The sequence below is a fragment of the Lysinibacillus boronitolerans JCM 21713 = 10a = NBRC 103108 genome, assembly GCF_000772935.1.
Lineage (GTDB): Bacteria > Bacillota > Bacilli > Bacillales_A > Planococcaceae > Lysinibacillus > Lysinibacillus boronitolerans.
Genome location: NZ_JPVR01000065.1, coordinates 1 through 20623 on the forward strand (window position 1 = coordinate 1; position 20623 = coordinate 20623).

Here is a 20623-nt window from a genome sequence, read left to right on the forward strand (position 1 = left end):
CAAAAGCCATCGAGAGTGAACCTCTCGATGGCTTTTGTCTACAGTCTGAGCTGTGGATGTTATCATCCACAGCTTTTTTTGCTTATTCATCTTGTTCATTAAAGTAGTTGAGAATTCCCTGATAAATACCAAGAGTCGCTTGTTCACGGAATTTAGCTGTTGTAATAACGCGCTCCTCACTTGAATTACTTAAAAAGCCTAACTCAATAAGGACGGCCTTTTGACGATTTTCTCGTAATACTAAATAATTCCCTTGTTGTGTACCACGGTCTCTTAAATCTAGTTTACTGGAAAGGCCGTCATGAATTGCTTCAGCAAGCCCTTTTTGATTGCTATTCATATAATAGGACGTGAAGCCGTTAATGGAGCTATCATCTGTTGCATCGTAATGAAGGCTAATAAAGGCATCTGCCTCATATTGATGGGCAATCGATACACGCTTACGCAATGCCACATATTCATCCGATTCTCTTGTCATGACAACGTTTGCGCCAGCAGCACTTAGCTTGGAAGCTAGCAAAGTGGCCGTTTTTAAAGTTATGCCCTTTTCCTCAGTACCACGTTGACCAGTTGTACCATGGTCATTTCCACCATGACCAGCATCAACAACGATCGTTAATCCACTTAAAGTACCTTTTTTACGGGGTTCTTCTATTTCTTTCTGTGGATTTGTCGCTTTATTGGAACTTGTTGTGACCACCCAGTTCGCGACAAAGGCTGTTTTTTCGTCGTCTATTTGTATTTCATAAAAATCATTTTTAACGCCTACTATCGGGTAATTTCCACCAGCATCTACACGTTCAACCACCTCTGCTGCTGTTGAGGCATCCGTTCGTAGGTTTGTCCCATTATAGATAATCGTAACAGACTCTAACTCTTTGGAAGATGATGTTTTTGAGGTACTTTTTACTTTATTGGAGAATGTACCGTAAAAACTATAGACCCAACCAACTTTTTTATCATTGTACTGAATTTGTACCCAATTATGCTCATGTGCGAGTACTTTAAAGGCTTGTCCTTTTGTTGCGGTGCCGATTTTTTTAGCGTTCAAATCTGGCTTCTTACGAACATTAAGGGTATCCACTAAAATGGTGAAGGTTGCATCTTTATTAGCGGATGCCGTGGTTGTAGTAGTTACTTCTACAGCATCTTCCTTGGGTTCCGTTTCCTTTTTAGGGTTATCGTTGATCGTGACATAATCCTTCGACACCCATCCTGTTAGTCCATTCCAATCGATTTTTGCCCATTCTCCATTTTCTTCAACGAGGTTTGCTTGGTTACCTGTAGAAAGTTGACCAAGAACAGCTGAAGAGATATCTGGTTCTGTTCGAATATTTAAACGGTCAACTTGTGAAATGACGGTTTTGTCGATCACTTGTTTAGCATTAGTAGGTGCTGTCAGCCAAGAGGCAACCCATCCTTCGTAATTACCTGCTTTGACTTGGTACCAATCACCTTCTCGACCGATTGAGGTTAAAGGGTCACCTTCTTCTAAAGTCGTAATAATGGGATAAGACAATCCAGGACCCTCACGCAAATGAAGAATCGTTCCAGCGACTTTTAGATCACTGGTGTCAGCGGAAGCTCTTTGAACAAAGTTCTTATTTGGAATCGCCATCGTTACCATTAGTACGAAGATGATTATACTATGTAAAATTTTTGTCCTCATCAGATTCCTCCTATTCCTTGTGCTATTTTACCATGCTTTTATCATAAAATTCGTGGTAAAATGGTAACAGAATTAGTTATTTTCAAGATAGACGGGTGAAAAATACAAAAATAGTTGACATTGCTTTAGCTAGTGACTAACATAAAGGGTAATCGAAAAATGATTAATCGCTTATGACCAAGCAAGTAGCGTATACCACTATTGGAAAAGAGAGGGAAAGACTTAGGCTGCAATCTTTCCTACAAAAATGTATCACGTGAATAACACTTGAGAGGCTTTTTTCTGAAAAGCAGTGCCTAGTAGGAAAAAACGGAATCGGCCGTTATCCGATTAAGAGGAGGACACATGTAATTATTTTGTGTCAACTAGGGTGGAACCGCGGAAGCTTATACAGCTCTCGTCCCTTGCATTAGCAAGGTGACGAGGGCTTTTTTTGTTGCCCAAAAAGTAATGAGTTTTTCGAGGGATTGCTGTTTTTGCTCAGAGAAGAGGGGAAGGCGCTCCAACTAGTGTGAAAAGCGCTCATCAGAGGTTGTAACCCGCTCAGAACGGCCAGAAATCCGCTCAATCAAAGCATGCATTCGCTCAAAGTGGTACAACAGCTGCTCTATCATAAGCAATCAATATAGGAGGGAATTACATGAGTTTTAAAGTGCCACGAGGGACACAAGATATTTTGCCAGGTCAATCTGAAAAATGGCAAAAGGTTGAAGCGATTATTCGTGATATTTGTCGTGTTTATCGCTATAACGAAATTCGCACACCAATTTTCGAGCAAACGGATCTATTTGCACGTGGGGTTGGGGAAACAACTGATGTTGTACAAAAGGAAATGTATACATTTGAAGATCGTGGAGGGCGTTCATTAACACTACGTCCAGAAAATACGGCTGGTGTCGTACGTGCCTATGTGGAGCATAAAATGTTTGGTGCTCCAGATCAGCCAGTTAAGCTTTCTTACTTAGGACCAATGTTCCGCTATGAGCGTCAACAAGCGGGTCGTTATCGTCAATTTGTACAGTTTGGAGTAGAAGCAATTGGTTCAGCAGATCCTGCGATTGATGCAGAAGTCATTGCTCTTGCTATGGACGTCTATGAATCAGCTGGTTTAAAGGATTTAAAATTAGTGATTAATTCACTTGGCGACAAAGAAACACGTGATACACATCGTACTGCTTTATTACAGCATTTTGAGCCACATATTCATGAGTTTTGCTCAGACTGTCAAAATCGTTTGCAAAAAAATCCATTGCGCATTTTAGATTGTAAGGTAGATCGTGAGCATCCGTTAATGCAAACGGCTCCAGCGTTAACTGATTTCTTAACAGAAGAATCAGCTGCTTATTTTGCTCAAGTGAAAACGTACTTAGATACATTGGCTATTTCATACGAGGTTGATCCAAATCTCGTGCGAGGACTTGATTATTATAATCACACAACATTTGAAATTATGTCCACAGCATCAGGCTTTGGAGCGATTACAACACTATGTGGTGGTGGACGCTACAATGGATTAGTGCAAGAAATTGGCGGTCCTGATGTACCAGGTATAGGTTTTGCATTAAGTATTGAGCGTTTGTTGCTGGCACTTGAAGCAGAGGGTGTTGAATTAGACACAGCTTCAGGGCTAGATGTTTACATTATTGCAATGGGCGATGAGGCGAAGCAAAAGGCTGTTGAGCTGACAAGCACTTTCCGAGCGAAGGGACTTGCGACAGAGATGGATTATTTAGACCGTAAAATGAAGGCTCAAATGAAATCAGCGGATCGTCTAGGTGCAAAATATACCCTTGTTCTTGGTGAAACGGAGCTTGAAGAGCAGGCAGCAGCTGTCAAACATATGGAATCTGGGGAGCAGCACAAAGTGGCATTCTCAGAGCTAGTGAACTATTTAACACAACAGGCATAAAACAGACAGAGGGCATTCCTAGTGAAATGCTACATAAATTGAAGATATTTTGGAGGAATTTAACAATGGCTACAAGAACACATGCGAGTAACGAGCTTTCAGAAGCGTTACAAGGCGAAAAAGTCGTATTAAAAGGTTGGGTACAGCGTCGTCGTGACCTTGGTGGTTTAATTTTCATTGATTTGCGTGACCGTACAGGTATTACGCAAGTTGTTTTTAGTCCAGACGTTGCAGAAGCACATGCATTAGCGGATAAAGTGCGTAGTGAATATGTGATCGAAGTGGAAGGCACTGTCATCCTTCGTACAGAAGATCAAATCAATCCAAATGTGCCAAACGGTAAAATCGAAGTGGAAGCAACAAAATTAGTGGTGATTAATACAGCAAAAACAACACCATTCCAAATCGAGGATCGCACGGACGTATCAGAAGATTTACGTTTAAAATATCGCTATCTAGACTTACGCCGTCCCGTAATGTTCGATACATTCAAAATGCGTTCTGATGTGACACGTACAATTCGAAACTTCCTACAAAACGAAGGTTTCTTAGAAGTAGAAACACCTATTTTAACAAAATCAACGCCAGAGGGTGCTCGTGACTATTTAGTCCCTTCACGTGTTCATGAAGGTGAATTTTACGCTTTACCACAGTCACCTCAATTATTTAAACAATTATTAATGGTTGCTGGTTTTGAAAAGTACTTCCAAATTGCGCGTTGCTTCCGTGACGAAGATTTACGTGCTGACCGTCAACCAGAGTTTACACAGGTGGATATTGAAACGAGCTTCTTAACACAAGAAGAAGTATTAGAAATGAACGAGCGCTTGATTCAAGCGGTTATGAAAGAAGTAAAAGGAATCGACATTCCTGCACCGTTCCAGCGCATGAAATACCAAGAAGCGATGGATCGTTATGGTTCAGATAAGCCAGATGTACGTTTTGGATTAGAGCTAGTGGCGTTAAATGATATTTTTGAAGGCTGTAACTTCAAAGTATTTGCGGATACGGTTGCACAAGGAAAACAAGTGAAAAGTATCAATATTAAAGGTGCAGCTGACAAATATTCTCGTAAAGACATGGACGAGTTAACAAAATTCGTTGGGATTTATGGAGCAAAAGGTCTTGCTTGGTTAAAGGTAACAGAAGAAGGCTTAAATGGTCCAATCGCTAAATTCTTTGATGAAGCATTAGCTGCAGCCTTAATCGAGCGTATGGGAGCGGAAGTTGGCGATATTCTAGTATTTGTAGCAGATAAAGCCGCTGTTGTAGCAGCTTCTTTAGGTGCTCTACGTACGAAATTAGGACAAGATTTAAATCTAATCGATGAATCACAATTTGCCTTCCTTTGGATTACTGACTGGCCGTTATTCGAATACTCTGAGGAAGATGGACGCTACTATGCAGCACATCATCCATTCACACGTCCGTTTGATGAAGATATAGCGTTAATGGACACAGATCCTGCAGCAGTACGTGCACAAGCATATGATATCGTTTTAAACGGCTACGAACTTGGTGGTGGTTCATTACGTATTTACGAACGTGACCTACAAGAGAAAATGTTTGAATTACTTGGCTTCTCAGAAGAAGAAGCACAAGCACAATTCGGCTTCCTATTAGAAGCGTTTGAATACGGCGTACCACCACATGCAGGTCTTGCATTTGGTCTTGATCGCTTCGTCATGCTATTAGCAGGTCGTACTAATTTACGTGATACAATTGCATTCCCGAAAACAGCTAGTGCAAGCTGCTTGATGACAGAAGCACCAAGTGAAGTATCTCCTGAGCAACTAAGTGAATTAAGCCTGGCCATCAAACCATTTAGAAAATAATGTGTAATACAAAATACCTGGACTTCCTAGCAAATACTGTTGGGAATCTAGGTATTTTTTGCGTTTTCTTAAGAAATTATAGATTATTAGAGAAAATCGTTTGAATTATCAGAAAAGTGGTGGTATGATAACTGTAATACGAATCCTGATGTGTTTGTCTAACTGCTAACTCTACTTCACAGTTTTGACCGAACATTATAGAATCGGGAGCCTTCATTTTGTAGTCGCAAACATGCCCCTAACGGAGCGGGACGTTTAAAGTTGCAAAGCGGGCACCCACCTGCGAATTGCGGGTTCAAAACGAATGTTTCTTGGCATTACGGCACAATTGGGATTCGTCCTATACATAGGATTGAAAGGAGCTTATCATAGCTCCTTTTTTATATCAAATTAAACAGGATCAAGGTTGCTAAGAACGAGTATAGAATTTTAAATAAATATTTAGAAAATACAAAATATTACTTTTTATTTCTGATGAAGCATCATATAATTGGTATAGACAACTATACCTTTATGAAGAGGCTATCTGTTCTAAAGATTAATAATCTTCTAAGTTATGGTTATCCTTTAGGTGGAATCCTTGGATGAACTTTTTTGAAAGCGTTTTAATTATGGATGCGGAAGTAACTGTTTAAGAGAAAGTAAATTGTATCAATATTACGAGTCGATGATTTGTCAGTAGAGAACATAATGGGTACAACGATTGAACGCAGATGCTACAATGATAGAGGGGCGTTCAGCATGCCATCATTAGCATACAACAAGCGAGGATGTAAATATGTCCTTTTCACACTGTCATGCAGATGTTGTTAGTGGACATAATTGAGCTTTACTTAATCAACAATGCGATATACAAAAAGCGATCTGAAGAGGTAAAGTTGTATTGAGAAATCATAAAGGCGATAAGGAAGGTGCAAGAATTGTTAGAGAAAAATTCTCATATACCTATTTATATACAAATAGAAGAGATTATTAAACAACGAATTTATTTAGAAGAATACAGAATTGGTGAGACCATCCCATCAGAACGAGAACTTTCTGCACAATTTGATGTAAGTAGAATGACTGTTCGTCAATCCATTACCAATCTAGTAAATAGTGGTCTATTATATCGAGAAAAAGGGAGAGGTACATATGTTGCAAATCCAAAATTAGAGCAACCGTTAAAAGGCTTAACGAGTTTCACGGAAGATATGCGAGCAAGAGGAATGGAACCAAGCAGTAAGGTGTTACGATTTGAGAAAATCATACCACCAGTGGATATTGCAAGAGATTTAATGATAGAGCCTGGTGAAGAAGTATTTTTTGTAGTGCGCATAAGAAATGCAGATGCGCAACCAATGGCAATCGAAAGAACATATATCCCCGTTAAAATTTATCCAGAGTTGGATGAGAAGCAAATAATGGGCTCGCTTTATGCCTTAATCGAAGCAAAGTTCCATCAAAAAATTGGAAATGCGGTACAACAGATGGAAGCAGCCATCGTATCGAAAGAGGATAGTAAGTTTCTACAAATTAATCAAACAGCACCAGTTTTAATTATCAAACGTACAAGTTATTTATCAGATGGTAAGCCCTTTGAGCTTGTACGCAGTACGTATCGAGCTGATCGTTATAAATTCATAAGTGAAATTAAAAGGTGATTTTATGCATGCATATTTTTCTGAAATCGAAAAGCTTATCCAGATTGTGAAGGAGCAGGAGGCATCACATATAGGTGAGGCGGCACAACTCATTGTCCAACGTCTCCAAAAAGGTGGGATAATTCAATTATTTGGTTGTGGTCATTCACAGCTATTGGCACAGGAGGCATTTTATCGAGCAGGTGGTTTAGTACCCGTACGTCCTATATTTATTGAACCTTTAGCTTTACATGCTGGAGCATTAGCTTCTTCAATCAATGAAAAAGATCCAACTATTATTGAACAGCATAAGGAACAGTTTGACTTTCGTGAAAATGATGTTTGCATCGTCATTTCAACCTCAGGGAGAAATGCAGCACCTATTGACGTCGCTTTATTAGCAAAGGACTCAGGGATATTTGTGCTATCCCTCCAGTCACTCCTCTATAAGGAACAGTCTACACGGCATCACAGTGGGCTACGGCTAGAAGATGTGGTAGATTTCGTCATCAATACCCATATACCGATTGGCGATGGTGTACTAAATATACATGAGATGCAGTATGCGCCAGCATCCACTGTTATTGGCTCATTACTAATAAATGCTTTGTTCAGTGAAATCATAGAAACGCTAGCAAAGTCCTCAATAGAGTTACCGATATTTGTCAGCAATAATGTTGATTCAGATTGGTCGCATAATGAGAAAATGATTGCCAAATATCAACATCGGATTAACTTTACGTGAAAGAAAGGAGATATGGTAAATGAAGAAAATGTATAAGATTACATCTCCTGAAGGTATTCATGCCAGACCTGCTGCATTACTTGTTACTGCAGTGACACCATTCCAAAGTGATATTAAATTAACATACAAAGAAAAATCCGTTAATTTAAAGTCTATTATGGGCGTGATGTCACTAGGTGTTAAACCAGAAAGTGTAGTGGAAATTTCAGCAGATGGGCCAGATGTGGCAACATTATTTCAAACTGTTACCGAAGTCATGTTGTCTAACGCAATAGGAGAAGAATGGCAAGAGGAATAAAAGATTCTTGCAGTGGTTACGATCATACCACTGCAACAGAATCTTATAAATAATTGTCTGAATATTGGAAATTAAGAGGTGGTTAAATGGACATTCACATCGTCTCGCCTAATGATTATGGGCAGATTCATCGACTGAGAGACTATTGCTTTCCAAATAAGTATACAGGGGCTCGTCGAGAAGATTTTCATTATTGGATTGAGCAAAGCACGACATTAGGTGCTTATGATCATAATAAAGTTGTTGGTCAGCTTTTAATATTGCCGTTAAATATAACGGTTCATGGGGTTTCTTATAAAATGGGAGGCATCGGCTTTGTTGCAACGTATCCTGAGTATCGACAGCAGGGTATTATCAAAAGGCTTATGACAGAAGCGCTACAAAAAATGCGAGACAATGGACAAACGATTTCAGTATTAGCACCATTTTCTGTGTCCTTCTATCGTTATTTTGGTTGGGAATTATTTTTTGAGAAGCTCCATTATACAATTCCTCAGACGCTTTTTCCCTCTTTAGGGAAACAAGTAGACGTCATGAAAAGAATGAGCTTTGAATGGTTAGATCCTGCACTTTTTCAGATGATTAAAGATTTTCATAATGCACTGGCAATTGTTCAACATGGTGGCATGGTAAGGGATGAAGGATGGTGGAAAAGAATTGAGAGAAGGAGCCCAGATAGTCACTTTGCAGTCTATTTTCAAGACAATAATATAGAGGGCTATATTCGTTATACGATTCAAGATGGGATATTTACTATCCAAGATTTTGTGGTAGCAAATCACTTAGCCGAACAAGCTATGTGGCGTTATGTGACATCTCATGCAGCGAGTGTCAGTAGCATAACCGGGGTTACTAGTAATCATTATCCTTTTGGCTTTTATTTCAAGGAGCCACAATTCAAAAGAGAAGTCAAACAGGATGTGATGATTAGAGTAGTAGATGTTTTCGCATTTATGCAGCAGTATCCGTGGAAGGATATTCAAGAAACATTAACCATTCGTATTGAAGATCCATTTTGTCTCTGGAATGAGCATGTTTATCAAATAAATAAAAATGGTCAGGTCTCAATAATTGAGACAAATTCAGTCTCTGACAAGCATATGCTAACACTACCAATTAATCTTTTTTCTGCGATGATGGTAGGATATCTTTCCGTCAAAGAAACGGTTGTCTATGCTAATCAACCTACGGCAGAAAAAATTATCGAACAGTGGCAACGGGCACTCCCTACTGAAAAGCCAGCATTTTATGAGTATTTTTAGGTAGTGAATAATAAGAAAATTTGAAATTTTTTTGGCTTTTTTTCTGGACTATACCAGTTGAGTATAACCATTAATTTTACGATAAAAGTAACGTAGCCCAATTTTGTAAATAACTTGATTAATATAAATTTAATGTAAAATTTATATTGTGGTATATACCAATAGGTGCTATTCTCAAAATAAGTAAGCGATTACACAATCGAAGAAAATAAAAGGAGTGTATCGAATGAAAAACATCATGTTAGTGTGTGTAGCGGGTATGAGTACTAGTTTATTAGTGTCAAAGATGCAAAAAGCAGCTCAAGAGCAAAATATTGAAGCCGATATTTTCGCCATTGCTGAGGGAGAGGTTGAAAAGATCCTAGCGACAAAGAAGGCTGATGTTCTTTTATTAGGCCCACAGGTTCGTTATTTAAAAGGATCCTTTGAAACAAAATATAAGGATAAGGGCTTTCCAATCGATGTGATCAATATGGCGGATTATGGCATGATGAACGGTGAAAATGTCCTGAAACAGGCACTACAACTAATTGGATGAAAGAAGGGCAAAGGGGAATGGAAGATACAGCATTAATGGAGTCCATTATGGGACTGATTGTGCATAGTGGAAATACGAAAAGTGAGTGTATGGAAGCTATTCAACTAGCAAAAAAGGGGCACATTGAGGCAGCAAAAGAAAAAATTAACCTAGCGAATGAGTCATTAATTGATGCACATCATTCTCAAACGGGCTTACTGTCTCAAGAAGCAAGGGGAGAAAAAGTAGAGGTTTCGATGTTATTAATTCATGCGCAAGATCATTTAATGAATGCCATTACTTTTCGCGATTTAGCACAGGAAATGATTGAGCTATATGAACGAATCAAAGGGGAGTAACATCAAATTTTGATGTTATAAATAAAAAGCAAAGGGAGTGTATGTGAGTGTTCCGTTTTTTAGAAGAAAAGTTTGTACCGGTTGCTGCTAGGGTAGGGAATCAGCGTCATTTAGTTGCCATTCGTGACGGATTTATTACGATTATGCCTTTAACGATTGTGGGATCTTTGGCTGTACTTATTAACAATTTGCCTATCGATTTTTATCAAAATGCACTCGATGCCATTTGGAAACATGAGACATGGACTCAATTCGGCGGTAATATTTGGAGTGCTACATTTAATATCATTTCACTGTTACTTGCCTTTACCGTTGCTTATCATCTTGCAAAAAGTTATCAAAAAGATGGGCTGTCTGCTGGGGTCATTAGTCTATCAAGCTATATGACATTTGGGACTTTCGGGGAAGGCGGATTAACCGGCTTAACAACAGGTACGGGTGGAATATTTATTGCTCTGATTGTTGCACTACTTTCTACAGAATTGTTTTGTAGATTGTCTGGCAATCCTAAGCTACTAATTAAAATGCCTACGGGTGTACCACCAGCTGTTGCCAAATCATTTGCTGCGTTACTTCCTGCCATTATTACGATTGGAATATTTGCTATAGTACGTACAATTATTTCAGCAGGTTTTGATATACCTGATATTGTCGGATCCTTCTACTCTGCGGTTCAAGAGCCATTTATGGGTCTAACAAATACATGGCTAGCCGCTTTAATTTTGGCATTTATACCTACATTTTTATGGACACTTGGCGTACATGGAGCAAATATCATCGAACCATTCATGCAAACGATTAATTTACCCGCTATAAACGAAAACGTTGCAGCTATCTCTGCTGGTAAAGTTGCGCCTTACATTGTCAATAAACCATTCTTTGATGCTTTTATTAATATGGGGGGCTCTGGCACGACAATAGCACTTATTATTGCGATTTTCATATTTGCTAGAAAGAATAAGCAATATAATACAGTTGGGAAATTATCTGCAGCACCTGGGATTTTCAATATTAATGAGCCATTACTTTTTGGGTTACCAATTGTATTAAATCCGGTTTTATTCGTACCGTTCATTTTGACACCAATGATAAATGTAACCATCGCATTCTTTGCAACGAAATGGGGCTGGGTGCCAGCTGCTACCGTCTCACCACCATGGACAACACCGCCGATTATTAATGGATTTTTAGCAACTCAATCTTGGCGTGGTGCTGTTTTGAGCATGGCCTTAATTGTCATCGCTGTTTGTATTTATCTGCCATTTATCTCGATGGCAAACCGTATGGCAAGGCAGAATGAGCAAAAAGCTGCTTTAGAGGCACAGAGTGAGGAATCTGTAGTGGAATCCAGAGGACAAAAAGTAGAAGTATAAGCGTCAAATTAACGGAGGGTTTGAAGTGAAAAGATTAGGAATCTCGCTATATCCGCAGCATAGTACGTTTGAGGAAATGAAGCGCTATGTTCAGCTGGCTCATGACAATGGCTTTGATCGTATTTTCACATGCCTAATGTCATTAAAACAGGATGAGGAGCGTCAAAAGTTACAGCAAATCAATGAATTTGCCCAACGCCTCGGCTTTGACATATCCGCTGATATTGCACCAGGTGTTTTTGAAGATTTAGGGTTAACCTATAGGGATATTGGCTATTTAAAAGAACATTATTATTTGGCAGCCTTACGTTTAGATATGGGGTTTTCAGGTCAGGAAGAAGCGTTGATGTCGCTTGATGCAAGTAATCTAAAAATAGAATTAAACATTAGTAATGGTACGAAGTATGTAGATAATATACTCTCTTATCAGCCCAATAAGGAGAATATTATTGGCTGTCATAATTTTTATCCAAGACGCTTTACTGGGCTATCTCGTCAGCATTTTTTACAAACGTCTCAACACTTTAAAGCACACAATGTGAGGACAGCAGCGATGATCTCCTCGCAACATGGTCAATTTGGACCTTGGGAGCAAACAGAGCACGGGTTACCTACATTAGAGGAACACCGTCAACTCCCAATCACTGTACAGGCGAAAGATTTATGGCATACGGGGTTAATTGACGATTGTATTATTGGCAATATGTTTGCTTCTGAGGAAGAACTACGTGCATTAGGACAATTAAATCGTAATAAGCTTGAGTTAAGGGTTATCCAGTCTGAAGACACGAGCATTTTAGAGGAGACGATTCTTTATAAAGAGCCTCATTTTAATCGAGGTGATGTGTCTGAATACGTGATTCGGAGCACCCAATCCCGTGTGAAATATAAAAATGGAGATTTTCCTGTGCATGATATAAGGCCATTAAAAACAGGAGATGTCACGATTGATAATAATTTAGATGTTCGTTATAAGGGAGAGCTACAGATTGTGCTAAAGGACATTCCGAATACGGGATCGAGTAATGTCGTAGCTCGCATTGTGGAGGAAGAACAATTTTTATTGACACATATTCAACCATGGTCAACATTTGGATTTACAAAGTAAAGAAGAGTGAAAAAGAGATTGAGTCATCAATCTCTTTTTCTTTATGGTGGTCTTACATATTCCGTAGGCAAGTTGGATTTTTTCTTTATATTTTTCTCTTGAACAATAACATGATAAAATGTAAGATAGGTTTTGATTTTATCTTAGTATATAACTAGGTTTACTAATAAAATTTCATAGATGGAGAGTGTCAGGATGTTACATCAATTTTCACGTAACGAGCTCGCAGTAGGTACAGAGGGTCTCGAGAAATTAAAAAATACAACGGTTGCTATACTTGGTGTAGGGGGCGTTGGCTCATTTGCTGCTGAGGCATGTGCACGAAGCGGAATCGGCCGTATAATTTTAGTTGATAAGGACAATGTAGATATCACAAATGTTAACAGACAACTTGTCGCATACCTATCAACAGTTGGTCAATCAAAATCAGCTGTCATGAAAGAGCGTATTGCAGATATTAACCCAGCATGTGAAGTGATTGACATGCACATGTTTTATACGGAAGAAACCTATGAAGAATTTTTTGCACAAGGCATTGATTATGTGATCGATGCAAGTGACACAGTGATGTATAAAATTCATATAATGAAGGAATGCTTAAAGCGTAATATCCCTATTATTTCAAGCATGGGTGCAGCAAATAAAATGGACCCTACTCGCTTCCAAATTGCAGATATTTCAAAAACACATACAGACCCATTGGCTAAAATCATTCGTACAAAGCTACGTAAAGAAGGAATTCATAAAGGTGTTACGGTTGTATTTTCAGATGAAAGTCCAATTGTCGTACGTCCAGATGTTGTCGAACATGTAGGTAAGCCTGATGCAGCAATTCGCAAAGCAAAGATGCCGCCTTCATCTAACGCCTTTGTCCCGTCCGTAGCGGGTTTAATTGCAGCAAGCTGGGTAATCAATACCATCCTAAAAGATGTAAAAATTACGCGCGTACAAGGTTAATACCATTTACGTGCTTTGGTAATAGTCAAAAAACAGCATAAATGTTCATATTCGTAGAAGTAGCTGCCTTAATTGTATTTAGAGGTAGCTACTTTTTCTATGTTACAATTAGACCGTTGTAAAAAAGGAGGCGTATACAAATGGAAAAAATTTATCAAATGGAATATAGAGGTTTAAATCTTTTCGACGAGATTAGCACAGTAGAGTTAGCTATAGATGAAGAAAACCAAACTATACATATTTTTGATGTTGGACAGGTTGTCAGCCCCATTTTTAATTTTGATGTATCAGCCTACGAATTGTCAGATGGTTTTTATAAAATGGCTGATGTTCTGCGACATAAAAAAATCTTAACAAATCAACAAGCAGGTAGTGATTTAACATTAAGTGAATGGTTAATTATGAACAATGCTTATTTTTATATACCTCAAAAGCGCATTAAAAAATATGTGCATGGAAGTATTATCGAAATCATCGATCGAGCAAAGGATCCATGGTTATTTGATGAATATGTACAAAGGGTATAATTTTACCAAAATAGTTCCCCTTATGTACATAAAATGCTATTAATTCACGAAATTGTCTTATTTTTTTCATGTCCACACTACTTCATATGGTTTATTGCTATAATTTAAATCATCCATTAGATAATCGATCAGTTTGTTTGGTTTGCTTGGTGCTACTCAGTGAATAGCCAGGAAGTTAAACAGCAAATGACATATGGGAGAGTGGGGAAATGGAAATTCAAGTAATTCGTGATCATTTAGATATTGTCAAACTTCAAGAGAAAATGAATGCCATTGTATTTGACTATTTGGATACATCCAACAATTATCCGAAAGCCATGAGAGAATTGAATCCTTTATATATACAAGTCACAACCTATTATAAGGAATATGTTAATCAACGGGCAGGGGAATTACCAAAAGCAAATACGTATTGGCATTTATTTATCGATTGTTGTGCAAAATTATGCTACTTTTTAGCTGCATCGACCTATTATTCTTCGAATGCTTTACAAAAAACGCCTGAAAAAGTAGAGCATTTATTAAAAATAGCAGCCTATTCCTTACCAAGTATTGAGCAGGAAGAGAATGAGCAATTATTAGAAGATATCATTGCTCTTTTAACTGAAGTGCTAGAGGATGAAGAACAAGCAACAATCATACGCAACGAGGTGCTGTCACAGAAAGGTGAAGTGAAGCAATGTCTTCAACAGTTTAAATTATTTGTTGATCAGGAACTTTCTTCTTAGACCTTAGACAATAATAGACTATCTATTTTCTGAAAATAGCCTATACGTCAAGAATCTACGTAACTAATTGTAAATAAATCAGTTTTTTCTACAATGTTCGATGTGGAAAGAGAGTGATTTACTTGCTTTTTTAGTGGCGTGGATTCTTTTTTTATTGTGGGGAAAGTAAAAAGACATATTTTCTTGAAAGGTATTTATGTATTTTTGTCGAATTATAGTTAGAAAATTGGTAATATATGTGCTCGCGCTGTAAGAACTTATTGGAAGGGGGCTAAGCAATGATTGTAAATGGAATAGAAATAGATTTGGCGAATTTGGAAAAACCTCTTTTATTAGTTAGTGAGGAAGATGAACTATTATTTCAACAGCTTATCCAACCGACAATTGAACAGGAGCTTATTCAATGTCAATTAGCGCTCTCAACAAGGAAATCTATTTCATTGGTCAAAGATATTTGGTTGGCTATGTATAGAGATCGGGAAAAGCTGTACATCAATAGCGGCCATGCCATGCTTTATCCAATTCGTTTAATTCTTTTTGAACTAGTCACACAAGCAGAATATTTCCAACGCTTGGCAAAAAAATCACGTGGCGATGAATGTCTTTCCCTTATCTATGCAGTGATTCTTTTGCAATTTGTCTTGCAGTGGTTAAAAGATCGATTTAGTGGAAATCAAGAGGTCTATGGTGCATTAAAACGGTTATACAGAGTGTCGGATGATGAATTAAGTACGGACCCCTCCTGTGAAACAAGAGAACAAAAAATTGCACAAGCAATTGCTGTAAAAGCAATTCGCTTTGAGGTAAGAGAAAACAATCAAGAGTTCGCGAGCTTATTGTATCAGTCGTATAATTTAATTGTCTTTTTGCATAGTAAGGCAGATAAAGGAGATGTAAAAGAATCCATTTTGCCATCACTTCGACATTTAGCAGAACCATTAAATTTGTTTTACCAAGAACGCTACACAACAAATAACCCGAGCTTTACAGGATGATTGCTAGAGCAGCCTATCCTGTTGTTAGATAAAAAGCAAAGTCATTTCAATTCCTTGAGATAGTGACTTTGCTTTTGTTTTATTATTTCTTATATTGAAATGATTTGAGTTTGTCGTAGATACTGGCCATGCGTTTTTCCTCACCAGCAATAACAGGCTTGTAGAATTCAGTGCCTACAAGTTCGTCTGGCAAGTATTGCTGGTTTACCCAACCACCAAAAGTACCAATCGGTGTGTTATGAGGATATTGATAGCCAACATGTCCTAAATCTTTGGCACCCTCGTAATGAGCATCTCGCAAATGATGTGGAATATCGCCTGTTTTGCCTTCATGAATAGCCTTAATGGCAGCATCAATTGCCACAATGGCTGAATTGGATTTTGAGGCAAGGCACATTTCGATGACAGCACTTGCAAGTGGGATACGTGCCTCTGGTAATCCAAGTCGTTCGGCTGCTTGAATAGCAGCTAACATATGAGGTCCGACTTCGGGATTAGCCAGACCAATATCCTCATAAGCCATAACAAGGAGGCGTCTGCTGACAGCCACTAAATCGCCTGTTTCCAATAAATGCGCTAAATAATACAAAGCAGCATTGGTATCACTGCCACGCACAGATTTTTGCAGGGCTGATAGTAAATTATAAAAATGTGATCCTTTTTTATCGCCATATACACCAATTCGACTGATGAGATGTTCAATGACATGGTCGGCAGCAATCGTTTGCCCATCCACCTCGTCACTGGCATAATAAATGGATTCAAGCAAAGTTAATGCCTTTCGCGCATCTCCGTTTGCTGCGGCTGCAATTTGTTCAATTTGTGATGGTGTTAAGGCAAAATGATATTTGCCTAGTCCCCGTCTTTCATCAGCTAATGCTTTTTCGATTAATTCGATTAAATTTTCCTTCGTTAAGCGTTTTAGCTGATAAATTTCGCCACAGCGTGAACGAATCGCTGGATTAACATCATGATACGGATTTTCTGTCGTGGCACCAATTAATACAATCGATCCATTTTCTACATGTGGTAACAGCGTATCCTGCTGTAATTTATTGAAGCGATGAATTTCATCCAAAAAAAGAAGCACTTTCCCTGAAATTCTGGCTTCTTGGACAATATCTTCCACATCTTTTTTGCCAGCTCGTGTGGCATTAAGTGCGAAGAAAGGGAGCTTGGAACTTCCTGCAATGGCATTGGCAATGGATGTTTTACCGATTCCAGGTTCTCCATATAGCAACATGGAAGGGACATGTTCATTTTGAATCATTTTATAAAGGGCGGTGTTGGGACCAATGAAATCCTGATGACCAACAATCTCATCAAGGGTTAAAGGTCGCATTCGAAAAGCGAGTGGTTCATTGTGCAAAATAACTTCCCCTTTCAGTCGTTGTCATTTTTTTGCTTCATCCATTTTTTTACGCTAAAATAAAGCACTCATATAGCTTTTGAACGATTTTATATCGCTTTAATTAGTATATCATATCCTTCTAGGTGTATTTCCGAGTTCATCAAGAGGAGATTATGATATACTGTTGGTAGTATTTTGACTAGACTAATTGAGGGTGATAAAATGAAAATTTCAACAAAGGGCCGTTACGGGCTTACAATTATGATTGAATTAGCAAAGCATTATGGAGAAGGACCAATTCCTTTGCGTAAAATTGCTGCGGAAAAGGAGCTTTCAGAAGCATATTTAGAGCAATTAGTATCTCCGCTTCGTAATTCAGGCCTAGTAAAAAGTGTACGTGGTGCTTATGGTGGTTACATGCTAGCTAATCCACCTAGCGAAATTTCAGCGGCCCATGTTATTAGTGTGCTAGAAGGACCTATTCAACCAGTAGAGGGCATTGAAAATGAAGAAGCACCTCAACGTGAGTTATGGCTACGTATTCGCGATGCAGTAAAAAATGTGTTAGATACAACGACCATTGAAGATTTAGCACAATATACAGAAGAAAATGTAGTGGAAGGCTACATGTTCTATATTTAAAATAGTTTAAGCTAAAGCGCTACTCCTGCATTCACTTCATCTTTTAGGGAGATTGTGAACGATTCACATCTCAATAACTATTTTACGATGAGTGATGTGGGTTTTGTGCTTTTATCTCGATTCAGAAATGTTTTTTGTCCTAAAATGAACCACCAAGTACGGAAGACTCCCCTCTCATAGAGGAGCGAGGTATACTTGTATTGATTTTGCAAGCATTAACTGAATCAAGCGAAAGCCTCTGGCGGATGTCACAGAGTTTGAAAAGGGCTTTTCGAGCGAGCTCGAAAAAATCCTGACTTAATTACGCCGAGGTGTAATTGATAAAAAGGAGTTTTCAACATGAATTCATATATCTATCTCGATCATGCGGCCACATCTCCAATGAATGGCCAAGTAATAGAGGCGATGACGACTGCTATGCAGGAGGTATTTGGCAATGCATCGAGTATTCATAAAGCAGGTCGAGAGGCAAGAAAATATCTAGATGATGCACGTGAGCTATTGGCGAAATCAATTGGTGCGCAAGCAGGGGAAATTATTTTCACAAGTGGTGGCACAGAAGCTGACAATATGGCAATTTTAGGGACTGTCTATGCCCGTGCAAAGGAAGGAAAACACATCATTACAACGCAAGTAGAGCATCATGCAGTATTACATACTTGTGAAAAACTTGAACGTGATGGCTTTGAGGTGACCTATTTACCTGTCGATCAAAGAGGGCGTGTCGCGGTTGAGGATGTCCAAAAAGCCCTTCGTGAAGATACTATTCTAGTGACAATTATGTATGGAAATAATGAAGTTGGAACGATTCAGCCAATTGCGGAAATTGGTGAGCTATTGCGTGAGCATCCTGCCACTTTCCATACAGATGCGGTTCAGGCTTATGGCTTAGAGCGCATTGATGTAAATGAATTACAGGTGGATTTATTGAGTGTATCTGCTCATAAAATCAACGGTCCAAAAGGTGTTGGATTCCTTTATCAAAAATCAGGAACACCGTTAGCAAGTTATGCTCTTGGAGGCGCACAAGAGAAAAAACGTCGTGCAGGTACTGAAAATATACCTGCCATTATTGCTTTTGCGACAGCAGTGCAAGTTGCAAATGAGTTGCGTGAAGAAAAGCGTTCACTATACAATCACTTTAAGCAAATTATGCTTGCTGTTTTTTCACAGCAAAAGCTAGCATTTCATGTAAATGGTGATGAGGTACATTCGTTGCCTCATGTTTTAAATATTAGCTTTGCGGGCATGGAGGTAGAATCGTTTTTAGTGAACCTTGATATGGCAGGTATTTATGTTTCGAGTGGTTCGGCATGTACTGCAGGATCGATTGATCCTTCTCATGTGTTAGTAGCAATGTTTGGACAAAGTGCAGAGGAGCTACGAAACTCCATCCGATTCAGCTTTGGGCAGGGTTTAACGGAAAAGGATATTCGAGATGCGGCAGAAAAAACGGCTCAAATTGTGAAAAAGCTAGCTAAAAAATAATTTGCAAAATACCATGTTATGTTTCGGTAGAATATTGAAACATAAACTGTAATTAGATAAAAGAAAAGGTGACCACAATGAAAGAAACACGTGACCCCTCTCAAATTCGAGTTGTTGTCGGCATGTCAGGTGGGGTAGATTCATCGGTGGCGGCATACTTGTTAAAACAACAAGGATATGAAGTAATCGGGATCTTTATGAAAAACTGGGATGATACGGATGAAAACGGTGTTTGTACAGCTACTGAAGATTATGACGATGTGATAAAAGTATGTAATCAAATTGGTATCCCATACTATGCTGTCAATTTCGAGAAACAATATTGGGATAAAGTTTTCACATACTTTTTAGAAGAATATAAAGCAGGGCGTACACCAAATCCTGATGTTATGTGCAATAAAGAAATTAAATTTAAAGCATTTTTAGAGCATGCCATGAACCTTGGTGCTGATTATTTAGCGACAGGTCACTATGCACGAATTGATCGTAGTGGTGATGGTGAAGTTAGAATGTTACGTGGCGTTGATGATAATAAAGATCAAACATACTTTTTAAATCAATTATCACAAGAGCAATTGGCGCATGTAATGTTCCCAATTGGTGATATAGAGAAAAAAGAAGTACGAAAAATTGCAGAAGAAGCAGGACTTGCTACTGCCAAGAAAAAAGATTCAACAGGCATTTGCTTTATCGGTGAACGTAATTTCAAAGAGTTCTTAAGTCAATATTTACCAGCTCAACCTGGGAAAATGGAAACAATGGATGGCGTTGAAATGGGCCAACACGATGGTTTAATGTACTATACACTTGGTCAACGACACGGGCTTGGTATTGGTGGGGACGGCGAGCCTTGGTTTGTGCTAGGAAAAGATTTAGCGCGTAATGTTCTACTTGTCGGACAAGGCTTTGACAATGAATATTCGTATTCAACATCATTAACAGCAGTGAAAATGAACTATACTTCGACAAAAAAATTGCCTGGGAAATTTTCTTGCACAGCAAAATTCCGTTATCGTCAAACCGATACACCAGTAGAAGTTGAAATTTTACCAGATGGGCGTGCCCATATTACCTTTGCAGAGCCTGTCCGTGCTATCACTCCAGGACAAGCTGTTGTTCTTTACGATGGAGAAGAATGTATGGGTGGCGGAACAATTGACGAAGTCTTTAAAAGTAATGAAAAACTAACATATGTTGGATAAATTGCGTTAAGACTGCTTTTATGGCCTCTTGGCTTC

19 protein-coding genes, 1 other RNA gene and 1 other annotated feature are annotated in these 20623 nt (G+C 38.6%); of the genes, 18 read left to right on the forward strand and 2 right to left on the reverse strand.

What is annotated here, in order from left to right:
- Positions 1-82: 82 nt before the first annotated feature.
- Complete coding sequence (locus CD31_RS05490; protein WP_036076239.1) at positions 83-1669, reverse strand: N-acetylmuramoyl-L-alanine amidase family protein; 1587 nt, start codon at positions 1667-1669, stop codon at positions 83-85.
- 164 nt (positions 1670-1833) lie between these two features.
- Positions 1834-2077 (forward strand) — a binding site (T-box leader).
- A gap of 232 nt (positions 2078-2309) precedes the next feature.
- On the opposite strand from CD31_RS05490, the gene hisS reads away from it, so the two are divergent.
- From hisS to CD31_RS05560, 15 genes are all read left to right on the forward strand, one after another.
- Positions 2310-3578: a histidine--tRNA ligase gene (gene hisS, locus CD31_RS05495; RefSeq protein WP_036076240.1), complete on the forward strand. Its 1269-nt coding sequence runs from the start codon at positions 2310-2312 to the stop codon at positions 3576-3578.
- Positions 3579-3643: 65 nt separating this feature from the next.
- Positions 3644-5413: an aspartate--tRNA ligase gene (gene aspS / locus CD31_RS05500; RefSeq protein ID WP_004226768.1), complete on the forward strand. Its 1770-nt coding sequence runs from the start codon at positions 3644-3646 to the stop codon at positions 5411-5413.
- Positions 5414-5552: 139 nt separating this feature from the next.
- Positions 5553-5752: non-coding RNA, 6S RNA (gene ssrS, locus CD31_RS22870), on the forward strand.
- 581 nt (positions 5753-6333) lie between these two features.
- A complete protein-coding gene (locus tag CD31_RS05505; protein WP_016991628.1) occupies positions 6334-7056 on the forward strand; it encodes a GntR family transcriptional regulator in 723 nt (240 codons plus the stop codon).
- A gap of 4 nt (positions 7057-7060) precedes the next feature.
- Complete coding sequence (locus CD31_RS05510; RefSeq protein ID WP_036076241.1) at positions 7061-7780, forward strand: sugar isomerase domain-containing protein; 720 nt, start codon at positions 7061-7063, stop codon at positions 7778-7780.
- Positions 7781-7799: 19 nt separating this feature from the next.
- The gene (locus CD31_RS05515) at positions 7800-8078 is read left to right on the forward strand and encodes an HPr family phosphocarrier protein (protein WP_036076242.1); all 279 of its coding nucleotides are present in this window, start codon (positions 7800-7802) and stop codon (positions 8076-8078) included.
- Positions 8079-8164: 86 nt separating this feature from the next.
- The gene (locus CD31_RS05520) at positions 8165-9340 is read left to right on the forward strand and encodes a GNAT family N-acetyltransferase (RefSeq protein WP_036076243.1); all 1176 of its coding nucleotides are present in this window, start codon (positions 8165-8167) and stop codon (positions 9338-9340) included.
- Positions 9341-9566: 226 nt separating this feature from the next.
- Positions 9567-9878 (forward strand): PTS sugar transporter subunit IIB, encoded by a 312-nt coding sequence (locus CD31_RS05525; protein ID WP_016991624.1) that lies wholly within the window; start codon positions 9567-9569, stop codon positions 9876-9878.
- 17 nt (positions 9879-9895) lie between these two features.
- Positions 9896-10216, forward strand: coding sequence for a PTS sugar transporter subunit IIA (locus CD31_RS05530; RefSeq protein WP_016991623.1), 321 nt, complete (start codon positions 9896-9898; stop codon positions 10214-10216).
- A gap of 47 nt (positions 10217-10263) precedes the next feature.
- The gene (locus CD31_RS05535) at positions 10264-11589 is read left to right on the forward strand and encodes a PTS sugar transporter subunit IIC (RefSeq protein ID WP_016991622.1); all 1326 of its coding nucleotides are present in this window, start codon (positions 10264-10266) and stop codon (positions 11587-11589) included.
- Positions 11590-11614: 25 nt separating this feature from the next.
- A complete protein-coding gene (locus CD31_RS05540; protein ID WP_036076244.1) occupies positions 11615-12697 on the forward strand; it encodes a DUF871 domain-containing protein in 1083 nt (360 codons plus the stop codon).
- Between the two features lie 195 nt (positions 12698-12892).
- Positions 12893-13654: a tRNA threonylcarbamoyladenosine dehydratase gene (locus CD31_RS05545; RefSeq protein WP_016991621.1), complete on the forward strand. Its 762-nt coding sequence runs from the start codon at positions 12893-12895 to the stop codon at positions 13652-13654.
- 140 nt (positions 13655-13794) lie between these two features.
- The gene (locus CD31_RS05550) at positions 13795-14181 is read left to right on the forward strand and encodes a hypothetical protein (protein WP_036076245.1); all 387 of its coding nucleotides are present in this window, start codon (positions 13795-13797) and stop codon (positions 14179-14181) included.
- A gap of 209 nt (positions 14182-14390) precedes the next feature.
- Positions 14391-14909, forward strand: coding sequence for a hypothetical protein (locus CD31_RS05555; RefSeq protein ID WP_016991619.1), 519 nt, complete (start codon positions 14391-14393; stop codon positions 14907-14909).
- Positions 14910-15187: 278 nt separating this feature from the next.
- On the forward strand, positions 15188-15904 hold the full coding sequence (locus tag CD31_RS05560) for a hypothetical protein (protein ID WP_016991618.1): 717 nt from the start codon (positions 15188-15190) through the stop codon (positions 15902-15904).
- An 82-nt stretch (positions 15905-15986) separates the two neighbouring features.
- Here the strand turns inward: CD31_RS05560 and CD31_RS05565 are convergent, their stop codons facing one another.
- Positions 15987-17273, reverse strand: a complete 1287-nt coding sequence (locus tag CD31_RS05565) for a replication-associated recombination protein A (RefSeq protein ID WP_016991617.1) — start codon at positions 17271-17273, stop codon at positions 15987-15989.
- 204 nt (positions 17274-17477) lie between these two features.
- Between CD31_RS05565 and cymR the strand changes: the two genes are divergently transcribed.
- The 3 genes from cymR to mnmA all read left to right on the forward strand — a co-directional run bounded on the left by cymR (position 17478) and on the right by mnmA (position 20587).
- Positions 17478-17897 (forward strand): cysteine metabolism transcriptional regulator CymR, encoded by a 420-nt coding sequence (cymR, locus tag CD31_RS05570; protein ID WP_004226809.1) that lies wholly within the window; start codon positions 17478-17480, stop codon positions 17895-17897.
- Positions 17898-18236: 339 nt separating this feature from the next.
- Positions 18237-19385, forward strand: a complete 1149-nt coding sequence (locus tag CD31_RS05575; RefSeq protein ID WP_016991616.1) for a cysteine desulfurase family protein — start codon at positions 18237-18239, stop codon at positions 19383-19385.
- A gap of 77 nt (positions 19386-19462) precedes the next feature.
- A complete protein-coding gene (gene mnmA, locus CD31_RS05580; protein ID WP_036076246.1) occupies positions 19463-20587 on the forward strand; it encodes a tRNA 2-thiouridine(34) synthase MnmA in 1125 nt (374 codons plus the stop codon).
- Positions 20588-20623 lie beyond the last annotated feature (36 nt).

Bases quoted from the DNA above. Each gene is read 5' to 3' on its own strand.
- mnmA (WP_036076246.1), top strand. From the start codon at position 19,463: ATGAAAGAAACACGTGACCCCTCTCAAATTCGAGTTGTTGTCGGCATG.
- CD31_RS05550 (WP_036076245.1), top strand. From the start codon at position 13,795: ATGGAAAAAATTTATCAAATGGAATATAGAGGTTTAAATCTTTTCGAC.
- CD31_RS05545 (WP_016991621.1), top strand. From the start codon at position 12,893: ATGTTACATCAATTTTCACGTAACGAGCTCGCAGTAGGTACAGAGGGT.
- CD31_RS05510 (WP_036076241.1), top strand. From the start codon at position 7,061: ATGCATGCATATTTTTCTGAAATCGAAAAGCTTATCCAGATTGTGAAG.
- CD31_RS05560 (WP_016991618.1), top strand. From the start codon at position 15,188: ATGATTGTAAATGGAATAGAAATAGATTTGGCGAATTTGGAAAAACCT.
- CD31_RS05515 (WP_036076242.1), top strand. From the start codon at position 7,800: ATGAAGAAAATGTATAAGATTACATCTCCTGAAGGTATTCATGCCAGA.
- CD31_RS05530 (WP_016991623.1), top strand. From the start codon at position 9,896: ATGGAAGATACAGCATTAATGGAGTCCATTATGGGACTGATTGTGCAT.
- CD31_RS05555 (WP_016991619.1), top strand. From the start codon at position 14,391: ATGGAAATTCAAGTAATTCGTGATCATTTAGATATTGTCAAACTTCAA.
- cymR (WP_004226809.1), top strand. From the start codon at position 17,478: ATGAAAATTTCAACAAAGGGCCGTTACGGGCTTACAATTATGATTGAA.
- aspS (WP_004226768.1), top strand. From the start codon at position 3,644: ATGGCTACAAGAACACATGCGAGTAACGAGCTTTCAGAAGCGTTACAA.
- CD31_RS05520 (WP_036076243.1), top strand. From the start codon at position 8,165: ATGGACATTCACATCGTCTCGCCTAATGATTATGGGCAGATTCATCGA.
- hisS (WP_036076240.1), top strand. From the start codon at position 2,310: ATGAGTTTTAAAGTGCCACGAGGGACACAAGATATTTTGCCAGGTCAA.
- CD31_RS05490 (WP_036076239.1), bottom strand. From the start codon at position 1,669: ATGAGGACAAAAATTTTACATAGTATAATCATCTTCGTACTAATGGTA.
- CD31_RS05525 (WP_016991624.1), top strand. From the start codon at position 9,567: ATGAAAAACATCATGTTAGTGTGTGTAGCGGGTATGAGTACTAGTTTA.
- CD31_RS05575 (WP_016991616.1), top strand. From the start codon at position 18,237: ATGAATTCATATATCTATCTCGATCATGCGGCCACATCTCCAATGAAT.